This window comes from Lipingzhangella halophila (assembly GCF_014203805.1).
Classification (GTDB): domain Bacteria; phylum Actinomycetota; class Actinomycetes; order Streptosporangiales; family Streptosporangiaceae; genus Lipingzhangella; species Lipingzhangella halophila.
In genome coordinates, this window is the sequence record NZ_JACHJT010000002.1 from 938,088 (window position 1) to 952,337 (window position 14,250).

Genomic DNA, 14,250 nt, shown 5'->3' on the forward strand with positions numbered 1-14,250 from the left:
CTAGAGGGCTATACACCGCAGTGATGTGCAGCGTAAGCCACCGACAGTCGGTGATTCAACGAATTCACTGAATCAGTGGGTGAGCTTCTCGTAGTCCCGCCGGATCCGCCCCAGCATCTCGGCCGCCTCGTCACCGGTCACAGCCACCGCTTCGAGCCGGGCGTAAGCATCGACGTAGGCGGCCACAGCATCCGGTTCAGTGATGGTCATCTGCGCCGTGAACGTCTCAACGGTCACAGCCTCGTCATCGAAGACGGTGAACCCGTGCGGAGGCATTACAGGCAGCCGCACGGACCACGGCACCACGCCCAACCGCACGTTCGGAAGCTCGCAGGCCCGAGCGACCCGGTCGAGCTGAGCCGGCATCACCGCCCCATCCGCCGGCCACGTCCGCAGCGCACCCTCAGTGATGACGAACTCGAAGACACACCGGGAATCGCCAAGCCGATCGACCAGCGGCGAGGGGAAGTTGTTAGCCGCATTCGCGTATTCGGGAGATCTCAATGCACGCGGAATCATCGCCGCTTGAAATTCCTTTACCACGGCGGCGACTCGTTCCCAGCGTCGCGCGACATCTCGGACGAGTGATACTCCGGTATCTACTCGCCGATTATCGCAACCACTGTAAGCACCGTTGATCTGGTGGCGCAAGCCTTGTGCAACCGAAGGGTCGATTGGCAGGGCTTCCACAATCTTCTCAAGCGGGGTTGCTGAATTTACGCGACGACCATTTTCAATACGCGAAACCGTCGACTGTTTTATGCCAGCAATTAGTGCCGTATGTCGACTTGACCATCCTGCATCAATTCGTAGCTCTTTTAGTATTAATCCGATTTCTTTGATGGAATTCGAGTTTCTCATGTCAGGTGTTTGTACTTCTTAAGATGATTCCGATTTGACAATTGTTCCATCGCGAGAAACGGTTATATCACCAGCTACGAGTCCAGGTGTGTTGGTGGCTGTAGCAGACCACGAAGTCACAACTTCTTCGAACTCCTGCTCTGCAATCCAGTGAACTACGGGAAGCGAGTAGGTCTCACGTGGCCTTAAGTGCCGAATATTGAACATGAGCTTGCGTGACTCGATTAGGACATCTGGGGTGCTTGATTGGAGGTTCTGGCTGAAGTTCGACAAAGGTCGAATCATTGGCGAGTATCTCGTACCGATTGGCTCAGGCGGGTTTGGATAATCCTCTGAATATTCCTCATAATCTTCGCGTTCAATTACCAGAAACCCTTCAGGTATATCAATGTCCACTCGCACGTTATCGTAATTATGCTCGCTGTCGTTGACAAGGAGGCCTCTCATAATCCCATAGTTCTTCAATACGTAGCTTCTAAGCATGTAGCCACGCGATACAGCCTTGAGCTCTTCCAGGTACTCTTCCACCTCCGAACGATAGTCGTTCTCGCTTCGATTGTCCATCGATATAGGAATTGATCTTGGCAGTCGACCTTCGCTGCGGTGCATTCGTTCTGGAGCCAGGAGTTCCTCTTGTTTCTCTCTTGCGATATTCTCTATCCTGAGTTCATGGTCACCAAATAGCGGGCACCTAATATAGTCACCGTTGATAGTAAAATGGAAATCAGCGCCATGGGTGCGGCTAGCGTATCTCTCGGAAAGCTGTTGGATCTCTGCGGGACCCGCTTTTACGGTCTGTGCCATCCGGCGAATGTATATGTCACCCGCTGAATACTTCTCGAAATCTTTATGGAGAGTATGAATCATGTCTCCGTTCTTTGGTGGGTCGACGGTTACAACTAATACGCTCTTGTCTCCTTGTGGGACGTACGTGGGAATCCATGTAGGACCGTTGTCTCCAATGTAGGAACGAACGCCAGACTCCAAATCAGCGAGGTCAATTGATGTGACTCCATGTATCCCCGAAGGGTCTGCGCCGATAACGATATACCCAAAGCCTTCAAAACTTTTTCTGGCAATGTCGGGTTTGCGGTTCGCCATGGCGATGACATGTCTGGCTATTGTTGCCTTTGTGCGTTTCGTTTCTAGGTCTAGCGTCGACTTCCATTCAATGTAGTCGGTTTCGTCGTGTTTCCCGGCATTCGCTATTGCGTGGACAAGGTTTCTGAGATCGAGATGGGATCTAGGTGCTGTTCTTGTGTCAATATCTAGCGTCATTCAAGTCTCCTTGTCGCTGATGAAGGGTCTGCCGAATCGGGCCTTATGAGATCAAGGCGACGGCGCTGCGCGCCGTCGCTGCGGCTTGCTGGGGGCGTGCTCGGGCTGCGGGCTGACGCCCGGTCCCGAGCACGCCCCCAGCCGCCGCCCGGTCTTCACAGGCGCATCACGTGATCCCCTCCAAGTTTCAGCGAGCGCGTCTGTGACTATGGTGTCGTCCTACCCCGACAAACTGTCCCCTGTTGCTAAAACTCGGGTTGATGACGTTCTGGGTCCCGAGGCACTTGGTCGCGCGACTCTGTCTGTCTTGGGTGGTCGGCACCAGCGCGACCAAGCACCTCGGACCGGAACCTTGGTTGCTGTGGACTGTGGTTGCCGAGAGAGCCGCGTACCGTGGGCGGTGGTGTGCACGCCCCAGCGGGCAGCCGACCAGGGCCGCGCTACCTCCCAGGCCCCGCGCAGCGCGATACACATTCAGTGCACATGACGCCGGGATGCCCCCGGAACCGCCGGGAACCGGTAGGCATCAATCCGCCCAGTGACCAGCCGCGCCGTCATCCCGCAGCTGGCCGCACGTCACCCCAACTCCACGAAGAGGTCGTGGGTTCGAATCCCGCCACCCCGACAAGTGACCAGGGAATATTCCCCTGGTCAAGTGTGGCCACCTAGTAGGTAATGGATGCTGGGTGGCCACACTTTTGTCCCGCGTGCGCTGAGCCGTACGGTCGGGTTCAGTTTTCGGCGGGCGGGGTGAACGCCGTTGCGTGGTCGCGGACGAATTCGGCGATGTCCCGCGGAGGGCGGCCGAGAAGGTCCGCGACCGTGTCGGTGGTGAAGTCTCCCCAGCCGGCGGCGTACGCCTGCGCGTACTCTTCGAGCATGTCGACGATCCACTCCGGAACGCCGTAGCCGAGCAGTGCCTTGCGCTTGGCGTCGTCGCTGACCGGCAGGTATGTGACGGGTTTGCCAAGGGCGAGACTCAAGTGGTCGGCGACCTCGCCGAACGTCACTGAGCGCGGGCCGGTGAGGGTGTACGTCTCGCCGTGGTGGCGGTCCGGGTCGTCGAGGAGCACGCGGGCAGCGCACTCGGCGATGTCGCGTACGTCGATCATGCTGAGCCGTGCCGAGGCCATGTTCAGCGAGAACGTACCGGTCGCGGAGATGTCGCCCGCCTCGTTCAGCAGGTTCTGCATGAACCAGAGTGGACGCACGATTGTCCAGCGCATACCGGACCCTTCGGTCTCCCGGTCCGACAGCGCGTGCAATCTGCCGCTGCGGTTCGGCGCATCGTGTGCCGCGCCGACGGCGGACAAGCGCACAACGCGCTCCACGCCGGCTTGGCGTGCCGCCCACATGGCGTTCATGCTGTTCTCCGGCGCGCGCGGGTCGTTCGGGGCGAGCAGCCACAGATCCTGCACGCCCTCGAAGGCGGGCGGCAGCGACCGGGCGTCATCGAGGTCACCGACGAAGATCTCGGCGTTCTGCTTGCAGAGGCTGTCCGCTTCGGGCTCCTCGCGGACCAGAGCACGAAGATTCACATCGGCCCCTTCCAACGCTTTTATGAGCGCGGTGGACACGGTTCCGGTAGCTCCGGTGACCAGCACGGTGCGCGGCATGTTCATTCTCCTCTGGGGGTGGTGGGGACACGGGCCAGGCCGCGGACGACGTCGGAGCTCAGCTGTGCGGCGGCGATGGCGGTCAGCGCGAGCACGAACCCGACACCCTGCCACGGCGTCAGGGACTCGCCGAGGAACAGCCAGCCCAGGATCGTGGCGACCGCGGGTGAGAGCAGGGGGAGGAACGACACGGCGACCACGGGCAGCCTGCCGATGCCGCTGAACCAGAGCGGGTAAGTGAGCAGGGCGCCCAGAATGGCCAGCCACGCGTAGCCGCCGATCGCGGGAAGATCCAGCGCGGGCGGAAGTCCCTCGAACACGAAGGCGAGCGGGACGAGCACGAGACCGCCTGCGGTGAGCTGCCAGCCGGCGAGGGCCGCTGCGCCGACGCCCTCCGGACGTCCCCAGCGTTTGGTCAGGACGATTCCGCCGGCCATCACGCCCGCGGCCGCGATACCGGCCAGGATGCCCCACAGGTCGAAGGAGAGCTGACCGCGCAGGACGATCAGCCCGACACCCACCACGCCGACCAGTCCCCAGCCGAGCCGCCAGCGTGTGGGCTTCTCACCGAGCAGCAGGAACGCCAGGGCGACAACGAACAACGGCTGGAGGGCGAAGAGGGTCGCCGCGACGCCACCCGGCAGTTGGTAGGCGGCGACGAACAGAAGCGCGAAGAACGCGCCGATGTTGAGGGTGCCGAGCAGCAACGAGCGCCACAACCACGCGCCGTGCGGCAGTTTGCGCGTGATGGCGAGCAGAACCAGCCCTGCCGGCAGCGCGCGGATCACAGCGGACATCAACGGGTGACCAGGCGGGAGGAACTCGGTGGTGACCAGGTACGTGGTGCCCCAGATGGCCGGCGCGGTCGCGGTCAGCGCGGTCACCGCCAGGGTGCTACTGGGCGGGGGCGTGCTGCCCGCGTCCGGCCGGTCCGATAACTGCGTCATGTGGACTCCTTAACGTTAAAATGTTCAACGTTCGTGAGTCTAGTCAGCTGGTAGAATGGCGTCAAACATTTTCACGTTAAGATGTTCTGGAGGCGGCGAACCCGTGAAGGACAACGTCGACTGGCGGCTGGACCAGTGGCGGGCCGAGCGGCCCGATATCGACCCCGCGCCGATGGGCGTGGTGGGCCGGATCCAGCGCGCCTGCCGGCTACTCGAACGCGAGCTTCGAGACAACTTCGCTAGGTATGACCTGCAGATATGGGAATTCGACATAGCGTCGACGCTGCGCCGGTCCGGGTACCCGTATCAGCTCACCGCTGGGCAGTTGGTCGAGTCGTCGATGGTCACCTCCGGAGCGATCACCAACCGGATCGACCGTCTCGTCGCCAAGGAGCTGGTGACCCGCGAGGTCGACCCCCAGAATCGGCGCAGTGTGCTGATCACGCTGACCGAGCGCGGCAAGGAGCTGATCGACCGAGTCGTCGTCGAGCATGTCGACCTGGAGGCGAATCTCCTCAGTCAACTGAGCGACCGCGACCAGGAACATCTCGCCGGGTTGCTGCGCGAGCTGCTCGCCGGCCTCGGCGACAACTCGCCTGGCAATCCCCTGAATCCGTAGCGGCCGGCCTGCGGGGATGCCGCGCCACCGGGGGCTAAGCGCCGCGTTGCCTCCCCGAACCTCTGGTCTGTCCGACAGCCGGCTTCAGGTCCGCGCCGCCACCTCGCGCCAGAAACCATCGACGCGGGCGTTCCATTCGTCCGGTACCTCCTGGAAGGGCTGGTGGGCCTCCTCTTCCAGGACCTCGAACCGGGCGCCGGGAATCCGCTCGGCAACGGCGCGGCAGAGCGGTGGGCGCGAGGTCGTATCGCGGCCGCCGGCGAGGACGAGGGACGGCACGGTGATCTGCGGCAGGCGGTCAGTCGTGTCGTGGTCGACGAAGGCATCGATGTACCGCTGCACGTCCCCGGTCGACTGTTTGTGGGGGAAGGCGAGAATGTCCTCGATGATCCGGTCGACCGTGCCGTCGTTGTGCGCTCGCGGCGTGTAGATGTCGAGGAAGAAACCTTCGAGAAACGCGCGCTCGCTCGGAGCGGCCTCCACCAGCCAGCGGACGAAAAGGGCCCACGAGCGAAGGTACCGGTCCATTGCGGGCCACGTGCTCTGCAGGACAAGACCGCGAACGAGTCCGGGGTGCCGAAGCACCAGTTCTTGGGCGATGATGCTGCCGGCCGAGAAGCCGGCGACGTGGGCGGAGGGAACGCCGAGCGCCCGTAGGAGCCCGGCCGCGTCGTCCGCCATCGCCTCCACCGAGACAGGAGCTTCGGGCATTGCCGTCCGCCCCGCTCCCCGATTGTCGAAAGCGACCAGCCGGTAGCGGTCGGAGAGACCGTCGAGTTGGAACCGCCACGATTCGACGGTGTCGCCCAGGCCGCCTATGAGCAGGACGTACGGCCCCTGGCCGACCTGCTCGGTCCAGATATCGAGGTCACCGGCGCGAATGTGTTCGCCCATGCCAAAGTCTCCTCACCCCAGCCATGCGACCCACCCATGTGCCTGGCGCGTCAAAGCAGCTCCCGCGCTTGGCGGAGCGGCCGGAGAAGTCAGGGTCCAGATGGTGCGCACGGATACGACTCATGCTAGGCACCCTCGGTAATGTTCCGGGAAACTTCCTGTGTGCGTCGAGGACATGCTGGGCCCGGATCACTTGACGCTCGCCGTGAACCCGCCGCAGCGGACCGGCGTCACACCGCCTCCGAGCCGTCCCGGTCGCGCCCTCGCTGAGCCCGCTTCCGGCAGGCCGCTCCGCAATAGCGCGCCGGTCGCCCGGTCGTACGGCGCTCCAGCGCGACTCCGCAGATCCGACAGCACCGCGGCGGTTCGCCACCGTCACGATTCCCCGGGTGAGTGGCCGGTATGTCACGGTTCAGGGCGGCGCCCTTCACTTTCGTGACGCCGTCGGCCGCGCCCTTCCCCGTTCGCAGCCCTTCCAGCGCGAGGCGAACTATCCGCCCGCCACCGCTCACTTGCATCGCGGTGCAGCCGATGATCAGCGCCTTCACCTCTTCGGCGGCAACGTCCGAGCGCACATCGCCGCTGCGCTGGGCGGCATCCAGATGGTCACACAGGGCCTTGTCGTATCGGAGCACCGAGGCGGTCAGCAACCTGCGCGGCCAGCCCGAGTCCGATTGGAAGGCGTCGCAGAGCTGCGCGCGGCCGCGCGCCGACTCGATGGAGTCGGTGAGCAGGGTAAAGAAGGCGCCACCGGGATCGGTGAAATCCCGCCTGCGGTTGGCGCGCGCGACGAGCTCGTCGAGCTGGACGGCGAAGACGGCTTCGAGGAGGCCTTCCTTGGTGGGAAAGTGCCGGTGGACGGTACCGGCCCCCACCCCCGCTGCGCGCGCGATGAGAGCGAGGGAGACGGACGTCCCCTCCGCGGCTACGGCACGACGGGCGGCGAGAAGGATGGCGGTGCGGTTGCGCCGGGCGTCGGCACGGAGGGAATCGGCTGGAGCGCTCATGTCACGGAACCCCTTCCTCCGGCCCTGGCGGATCTACGGTGATGATCCGGGTTGCTCGACCCGATCCTATGGTCAGGAAGGACACGATGACGGACACCCGAACGATCCTCGTCACAGGTGCCACCGGACGCCAGGGCAGCGTGACCGCACGTCGACTACTCGCAGACGGCCATCACGTCAGGGCGTTGGTACGCGGGATCGACTCACCCGCTGCCACCGCGCTGGAGGCGAGCGGCGCGGAACTGTTCCGTGGCGAGATGGACGACCCCGCGAGTCTTGAGGCGGCGCTGACCGGCGCGCAAGGCGTGTTCGTCGTTCCGCCTGCGGCCTACGGCCCGGAAGGTCCGGATACGGAACTGGAGTTCCAGCGCGGCCGGGCCGTCATCGATGCTGCGGTAGCAACGGGCGTCGAACACGCCGTTTTCACCGGTATCGGGTCGTTCTCGGGCGGAGCGGCGCTACAGGCCGAGGGGAAGCAGCGGATCGAGCAGTACCTGTGGGCCGGCGGCCTGAGCGCGACGGTGCTACGCCCGGTCCGCTTCATGACGAACTTCCTCGGCACCGGTATCGGCCTTGACGACGTCCGCGACGGTGCGAGCCGTCATGTGTTCCCGGCTGACGAACCGGTACAACTGATCGCCGTGGAGGACATCGGGGAGTTCGCGGCCATGGCGTTCGGTGCACCCGGTCGCTTCACCGGTCGCACCCTGGAACTCGCCGGCGACGCCCTCACCCCGAATGAGGCATTCGCCGAGATCAACGCCGCGACCGGCTTCGACCTCCACTACTCTCCCCTGAGCGAGGCGGAGGCCGAGGCCATGGGCCCCGGAGTTGCCGAGGCCCGCCGCCTCTGGCTTGCCGGCCACCGCTGGCACGCCGACATCGAAGCCCTCAGTGTCCTCCATCCCGGCCTGCGGTCGTTCCGCACGTGGCTGTCCGAGGGCGGTGCCGACCTTTTCCAGCGAGCTTTCCGCCACGGTTGAGCCCGGTCCCGAAGCAGGCCCTGCCGTGTGCGGACGGAAGGCGGGGACTCCGCTCTCCCGTCGACCGAGTGGCAGACGTTCCTCGATGGATCTGCGGCGCCAAGGTGCTGGACCGCCGGAATCGCAGGCCGGCCACGGTGGGGTACGACGGGGCGAACGGTGGTGGACAGGGCTGGCGGGGTGCGGCGAGCCCGCTGTGTCACCCCTCGGTGGCCACCAGGTCGAGCAGGCTTGCCTCTGGGCGGCAGCAGAAGCGCACCGGCGCGGTGGGGGAGGTGCCGAGCCCTGCGGAGACGTGGAGCCAGGACGTGCCGTAGCGGTGCAGGCCCCAGGCGCGGCGGCGGTCGATTCCGCAGTTGGTGACCAGGGTGCCGAAGTAGGGCAGGCAGAGCTGGCCGCCGTGGGTGTGCCCGGCCAGCAGGAGCTGGTAGCCGTCGGCGGCGAACCGGTCGAGGTTGGTGGGCTCGGGGGAATGCATCACGCCGAGCCGGAGGTCGGCACCGGGATCTGCCGGACCCGCGATGCGGGAGTAGCGGTCGAGCTTGATGTGGGAGTCGTGGATACCCGCGGCGGCGACATCGAGACCGCCGGCCTTGAGCCGCCCCGCCTGGTTGTTCAGGTCGAGCCAGCCCGACGCGGTCATGGCGGCACCCAGCTCGCGCCATGGGAGGTCGGGGGTCTTGCGTTTGTTGTAGTCGTCGCGGCTGCTCCGCCACAGGTAGCGCGCGGGGTTCTTGACCTGGGGCGAGAAGAGGTCATTGGAGCCGTAGACAAAAGCCCCGGGCCGGTCCAGCAGCGGCCCGAGCGCGTCGATGAACGGTTCGACGGCGCGTTCGTGCGCCAGTGAGTCGCCGGTGTTGATGACGAGATCGGGCTCGTAGGAGTCGAGTCCGCGGATCCAGTCGAGCAGCATCCGCCGGCCGGGGGTGAGGTGGGCGTCGGCGAGGTGCAGCAGCCGCAGCCGCGGACTCCCGGGGGGCAGCAGGGGGATCTCGTACCGTCGCAGCCGGAACCAGTTTCGCTCGATGACCGACGCGTAGCCGATCCCGGCAACCCCCACGGCCCCTGTGACGGCCGCGGCCGTGGCCGCGGCGCGCAGGCTCTTCCGCACCGTGCTCAATTCCGTGCACCTCCATTCGGATATCGATGGTGTCAGATACCCGGAGTGGCCGAGCCGCTCGTCCACAGCCGAATGAACTCCGTTGGCACGGAGAAACCTGTTCGGCGGCGCGGGACCGAAACCGTATGATCCGTTCCATGTCCGAACTCAAGGATCGTCTGCAGGCCGACCTCACCAGCGCCATGAAGGCGCGCGACACTGTCCGCGCCCGCACGCTGCGCATGGTGTTGAGCGCCGTGTCCGCCGAGGAGGTCTCCGGCAGCTCCGCGCGCGAGCTCAGCGACGACGAGATCGTCGCGCTCGTCACGCGAGAGGCGAAGAAGCGCCGGGAGGCGGCCGACGCGTTCGAGAAGGGCGGGCGCGCCGACAAGGCCGAGGCGGAGCGCGCCGAGGGCGAGATACTCGCCGGGTACCTGCCGGCGCAGCTCACCGACGCCGAGCTTGCGGACATGGTCACCGCGGCCATTGAGGAGACCGGTGCGGCCGGCCCCAAAGCCATGGGACAGGTCATGAAGGTGGTCAACCCGAAGGTCGCAGGGCGCGCCGAGGGAAGCCGGGTGGCAGCGGAGGTCCGCCGGCAGCTCTCCGCCTGAGCCCGCGCGGCGGCACACCCGGAGCGGCCGCGCCGTGCCGGGTGCCGGTGCACCGGCACCCGGCACGGCCGGCTAGTCGCCGCCGTTTCCGCCGCCTCCGCTGCTGAGGAAGACGTTCACGGTCGCGCCCTCGGGAAGGGTGGACCCGGGATCGGGGTTCACCGCGGCCACGGAACCCCTGGGCTCGTCGGATTGGATCCGGTTGGATGCCACGCTCACCTCGAACCCGGCTTCTTCCAGCTCGCGCACGGCGGCGTCCTGTTCCTGCCCGACGACGTTGGGGACACCGCCCTCGGAGTTAGCGGGGCTCGCGTTCGACCGTGAGCCCGATCCTCCGGAGCCGCCGAACTTCGACGGGGCCTTCGGCAGGCTCTCCTCGGGAAGGCCCTTCACGGCCTCGCTCATGGTCTCTTCCCAGATCGGGCCGGGGATCGTGGCCCCGTACACCACGCCGTAGCTCCGGCCGCCGAGTGTGACGCCGCGCAGCGGGTGCGCCTGCGGGCCGCGCGGGTCGCCGACCCACACCGATCCGGCGAGGTTCGGGGTGAAACCGGAGAACGACGCGGCGGCGTTCCCGTCGGTGGTGCCGGTCTTGGCGGCGGCCGGGCGGCCGATCTCCAAGCCGTCGGTCGTGCCGCCGTCGAACGTGTTGGAGAGCAGGTAGGTGACGCCGTCGGCGACGTCCTTGTCGATCACCCGCTCGCACTCGTTCTCGACGTCGATCGTCTCCCCGGCCTGCTGGTCCTCGATCGAGGTGATGGCCTGCGGCTCGCAGTAGGTCCCGCCGGAGGCGAACGTCGCGTAGGCGCTGACGAGGTCGATGATCGCGACCTCCTCACTGCCGAGGGTGAACGAGTTGTTCGCCTGGGTGTTCTCGTTGTCGAAGCTCGTACCGTCGCCTCGTTCGAGGCCGAGCTTCTGGGCCATCTCGATCGTCTCGCACAACCCGACGTCGGCCTGGAGCTGCGCGAAGAAGGTGTTCGCCGACTGCTGGGTTCCGGTGATCATGTTGTAGTTGCCGCCGCTGCTCTCGCTGGCGTTGCTGACATCCCAAGGGGGCAATCGGCCGCCGTCGCAGTTCCGTTGCCCGGTCACCGTGGTGGAACCGCCGCCGCCGAAGGACGTGCTGAAGCCCTTGCCCTGGTCCAGGGCGGCGGCCAGGGTGATGGGCTTGAACGTGGATCCGACCTGGAAGCCGGTGCTGCCGCCGCGGTCGATCCCGGTCGTGAAGTTGATCGAGGTCTCCCCGCGGTTGTTCTCGTCGGGACCGTAGTTGCGGCTCTGCGCCATGGCCCGGATCTCTCCGGTGCCGGGCTCGACCAGCACCTCGGCGGCGACCTTGCGCGACTGGTTCTTGCGCGGCACCCATTTGTCGACCGCCTCCTGGGCAGCCTCCTGCATGTCCCCGTCAAGAGTCGTGTGGATCTCCAGGCCCGCCGTCCGCAGCCAACGGGCGCGTTCGGTCTCGTTCTCGCCGAACTGTTTGCTCTTCTCGATCTCCTGGACCACGTAGTCGCAGAAGAACGGCTGGTCACTGGGCATACAGCCGTTGCTGGGGTTGCTGAGGTCGAGGTTCAGGTCCTTCCCCTTGGCCTCCTCAGCCTCCTTCTTGGTGATGGCGTCGTTTTGCACCATGGCGTCAAGGACGACGTCGCGCCGTTTCTTCGCGTTATCCGGGTTGACGCTGGGGTTGTACAGGTAGGGGTAGCGCACCAGGCCGGCGAGCATCGCGGCCTGTTGGATCTCCAGTTCGTCGGCGTCGACCCCGAAGAAGTGCTGGGCGGCCGACTGGGCCCCGTAGGCGCCGTCGCCGAAGTAGGCGATGTTGAGGTACCCCTCGAGGATCTCGTCCTTGGACATCTTCTGCTCGAGCGCGATCGCGTAGCGCAGCTCGCGGATCTTGCGCGACAGAGTCGTCTCGCGGGCCTCTTCCTGTTCGGCCTGGGTAGTCGCGCTCTCGACCAGGACGTTCTTCACGTACTGCTGGGTGAGAGAGGACCCGCCCTGAGTGTCGCCGCCGGCGGTGCGCAGTGCGGCGCGGAAGGTCCCGGGGACGTCCAGCCCGCCGTGCTCGTAGAAGCGGTTGTCCTCGATCGCGATTATGGCGTCCTGCATGACCGGCGCCATGTCGTCCAGCTTGACCAGTTCGCGGTTCTGGTCGTATATCTCCGCGATGACGTCGCCGTTCTGATCGTAGATGGTCGATCGTTGTGGAGGCGGCGGTGTCTCTAGCTCACTGGGCATGTTGAGGAAACCGGTGGCGATGTTGCGCGCGGTAATGCCAAGCCCCCCTACCGCGGGCAGCGCGAGCGCCGCGACCAGGACGCCCGCGACGACGCCGACACCAAAGAGCTGACCGATTTTCTGCAGCAATGTCCCCTGACTCACACCCATCAGACTACGTGGGCCCGGCAATTGCTCGCGGCCCGATCAGGACACGATTCGGCGCCGCACCCGTGCTTTCGGCCTCACCGTAAACAAGTTCCCCACGAGTAACTTTTGATGCCGTGAGCTGGCTTACGCACCCACGCAATCACGCCCCGTGCAGGGATGCTGGCTGATCGTCCAGGCGTCCATGGCCCACCCGGGCTATATCAGAAATGAGCCTATTGGGGCCTGTTGGTCACGCGTGCTGATCCGTAGTTTCGTCACCAGCAGTAAGCGAGGAGTAAAGATCGCCAAAAGATCGGCTGATCTCCCGCATGCGATCGGGACCCCCGAGGCTGGTCTTGCCACCGGTCCGACCGGTGTGTCCTCCTCGCACCGCGCCGACGACCGCGCCCGTCGGCCGTACGTACAACACACATGCTGATCTTGGGAGTGGGGCAACATGTGGAATACAGACTGGACCGCGCGAGCCGTGTGCCGGGAGACCGATCCCGACGCGCTCTTCGTCCAGGGAGCAGCCCAGAACCGGGCGAAGCTCATCTGCCGGGGATGCCCCGTGCGCACCGAATGCCTGGCCGACGCGCTGGACAACCGCATCGAGTTCGGGGTGTGGGGAGGCATGACCGAACGTGAGCGGCGCGCGCTACTCCGGCGCCGGCCCGACGTCAGGTCGTGGCGCACGCTGCTGGAGAACGCCCGTAAGGAGTACGAGCAGGAGGTTGTCGGGGCCGGAGCCCTTACCCACTGACCCCGTTGCCGCCGGTCCGCGACTGGAAGCCCCCGTTTCCCATCGCCTCGCCGATCTCGTGAAGGCCACCGAGGTCGCTCACATCCTCTGGTCGCGCTGGGATCTCCACAACGGGGACACCGGGGTGCGCGGCGGTGAGGCGTTCCCGCAACCGGATCTCTCGCGCCTCCATCCGCGCGCGTTCGGCGTGCAGCCGCAGGGCCGCCGCGGCAAGAGCGTGGTCCCCGGATTCCGCCACCGCCTCCGCCGCAGCGAGGCTCTGTTCCATTGACAGGCCCTGTGTCGCCGTGCGGTGCGTGCGGTTGACCACGACACCGGCGAGTGGCATCCGGTCCGCGCCGAGCCGTTCGATGAAGTAGGAGGCCTCCCGGAGTGCGTCGGGGTCGGGGGCGGCGACGACGATGAACGCGGTATCCGGAGCCTGCAGCAGCCGGTAGGTCTGCTCCGCGCGCTCCTGGAAGTCGCCGAACACGGCGTCGAACGCGGTCACGAAGGTTTGCACGTCGCGCAACAACTGCGCACCGACGATCTTGCTGATGATGCCGGTGACGACGCCGAACCCGGCCCCGATCAGCCGGAAGGCACCCGTCTTGGCCGGGGCGCTGAGAATCTTCAGCAGCCTGCCGTCGAGGAACCTGCCGAGTCTCTTCGGCGCGTCGAGGAAGTCCAGCGCAGAGCGGCTTGGCGGGGTGTCGACGATGATCAGGTCCCAGTCGCCGGACTGGCGGAGCTGCCCGAGCTTCTCCATGGCCATGTACTCCTGCGTTCCGGAGAAGCTGGAAGACAGCGACTGGTAGAACGGGTTGGCCAGGATCTGCCGGGCACGTTCGGGGTCGGCGTGCGCCTCGACGATCTCGTCGAACGTGCGCTTCATGTCCAGCATCATCGCGTACAGCGTCCCCGCGGGCCGCCCCGTTCCGGCGTCCGCCCCGGGGAGGTCGACCGGGCGGGGCGTGTTGTCCAGCGTGTGCAGCCCCATTGACTGGGCGAGTCGCCGTGCCGGGTCAACGGTGATGACGACGACGTCGCGCCCGCGCTCGGCCGCGCGCAGCCCGAGCGCGGCCGCGCTCGTGGTCTTGCCGACACCGCCCGACCCGCAGCACACAACAATGCGCGTCCCGGGATCGTCGAGCAGCGCGTCAGTGTCGAACACCGGCGACTCGGCGCCGTTCGGTGGGCGCGATGCCGTCATAGCC

General features: G+C 65.8%; 13 protein-coding genes. 4 read left to right on the forward strand and 9 right to left on the reverse strand.

Annotation, left to right across the window (positions count from 1 at the left end; translation table 11 throughout):
* Positions 1-72 precede the first annotated feature (72 nt).
* The 4 genes from F4561_RS31410 to F4561_RS31425 form a co-directional block, all read right to left on the reverse strand.
* Positions 73-861 (reverse strand): Scr1 family TA system antitoxin-like transcriptional regulator, encoded by a 789-nt coding sequence (locus tag F4561_RS31410; RefSeq protein WP_184585292.1) that lies wholly within the window; start codon positions 859-861, stop codon positions 73-75.
* 18 nt (positions 862-879) lie between these two features.
* Positions 880-2,139, reverse strand: a complete 1,260-nt coding sequence (locus tag F4561_RS31415; RefSeq protein WP_184585293.1) for an AlbA family DNA-binding domain-containing protein — start codon at positions 2,137-2,139, stop codon at positions 880-882.
* Positions 2,140-2,870: 731 nt separating this feature from the next.
* On the reverse strand, positions 2,871-3,755 hold the full coding sequence (locus F4561_RS31420) for an SDR family oxidoreductase (protein WP_184585294.1): 885 nt from the start codon (positions 3,753-3,755) through the stop codon (positions 2,871-2,873).
* Positions 3,756-3,757: 2 nt separating this feature from the next.
* Positions 3,758-4,702 (reverse strand): EamA family transporter, encoded by a 945-nt coding sequence (locus F4561_RS31425; RefSeq protein WP_184585295.1) that lies wholly within the window; start codon positions 4,700-4,702, stop codon positions 3,758-3,760.
* A 103-nt stretch (positions 4,703-4,805) separates the two neighbouring features.
* Here F4561_RS31425 and F4561_RS31430 point away from each other — a divergent pair, with 103 nt between their 5' ends.
* A complete protein-coding gene (locus tag F4561_RS31430) occupies positions 4,806-5,321 on the forward strand; it encodes a MarR family winged helix-turn-helix transcriptional regulator (RefSeq protein WP_184585296.1) in 516 nt (171 codons plus the stop codon).
* 84 nt (positions 5,322-5,405) lie between these two features.
* Here the strand turns inward: F4561_RS31430 and F4561_RS31435 are convergent, their stop codons facing one another.
* Positions 5,406-6,215 carry an alpha/beta fold hydrolase gene (locus tag F4561_RS31435; RefSeq protein ID WP_184585297.1) on the reverse strand — a complete coding sequence of 270 codons (810 nt, stop codon included), beginning with the start codon at positions 6,213-6,215 and terminating at the stop codon, positions 5,406-5,408.
* Between the two features lie 230 nt (positions 6,216-6,445).
* Complete coding sequence (locus F4561_RS31440) at positions 6,446-7,222, reverse strand: TetR/AcrR family transcriptional regulator (protein WP_184585298.1); 777 nt, start codon at positions 7,220-7,222, stop codon at positions 6,446-6,448.
* 86 nt (positions 7,223-7,308) lie between these two features.
* On the opposite strand from F4561_RS31440, the gene F4561_RS31445 reads away from it, so the two are divergent.
* Positions 7,309-8,205, forward strand: a complete 897-nt coding sequence (locus F4561_RS31445; RefSeq protein ID WP_184585299.1) for an NmrA/HSCARG family protein — start codon at positions 7,309-7,311, stop codon at positions 8,203-8,205.
* 199 nt (positions 8,206-8,404) lie between these two features.
* On the opposite strand, the gene F4561_RS31450 is transcribed toward F4561_RS31445, so the two are convergent.
* Entirely contained in the window at positions 8,405-9,325 is a 921-nt protein-coding gene (locus tag F4561_RS31450; protein ID WP_184585300.1) for a metallophosphoesterase, read from the reverse strand.
* A 137-nt stretch (positions 9,326-9,462) separates the two neighbouring features.
* Here F4561_RS31450 and F4561_RS31455 point away from each other — a divergent pair, with 137 nt between their 5' ends.
* Positions 9,463-9,918, forward strand: a complete 456-nt coding sequence (locus F4561_RS31455; RefSeq protein ID WP_184585301.1) for a GatB/YqeY domain-containing protein — start codon at positions 9,463-9,465, stop codon at positions 9,916-9,918.
* A gap of 72 nt (positions 9,919-9,990) precedes the next feature.
* Here F4561_RS31455 and F4561_RS31460 read toward each other — a convergent pair whose 3' ends face one another.
* Positions 9,991-12,291 (reverse strand): penicillin-binding protein, encoded by a 2,301-nt coding sequence (locus tag F4561_RS31460; RefSeq protein WP_184585395.1) that lies wholly within the window; start codon positions 12,289-12,291, stop codon positions 9,991-9,993.
* 457 nt (positions 12,292-12,748) lie between these two features.
* On the opposite strand from F4561_RS31460, the gene F4561_RS31465 reads away from it, so the two are divergent.
* Positions 12,749-13,054: a WhiB family transcriptional regulator gene (locus F4561_RS31465; protein WP_184585302.1), complete on the forward strand. Its 306-nt coding sequence runs from the start codon at positions 12,749-12,751 to the stop codon at positions 13,052-13,054.
* On the opposite strand, the gene bagB is transcribed toward F4561_RS31465, so the two are convergent.
* On the reverse strand, positions 13,044-14,246 hold the full coding sequence (gene bagB / locus F4561_RS31470) for an ATPase BagB (protein WP_184585303.1): 1,203 nt from the start codon (positions 14,244-14,246) through the stop codon (positions 13,044-13,046). The genes F4561_RS31465 and bagB overlap by 11 nt on opposite strands.
* Positions 14,247-14,250 lie beyond the last annotated feature (4 nt).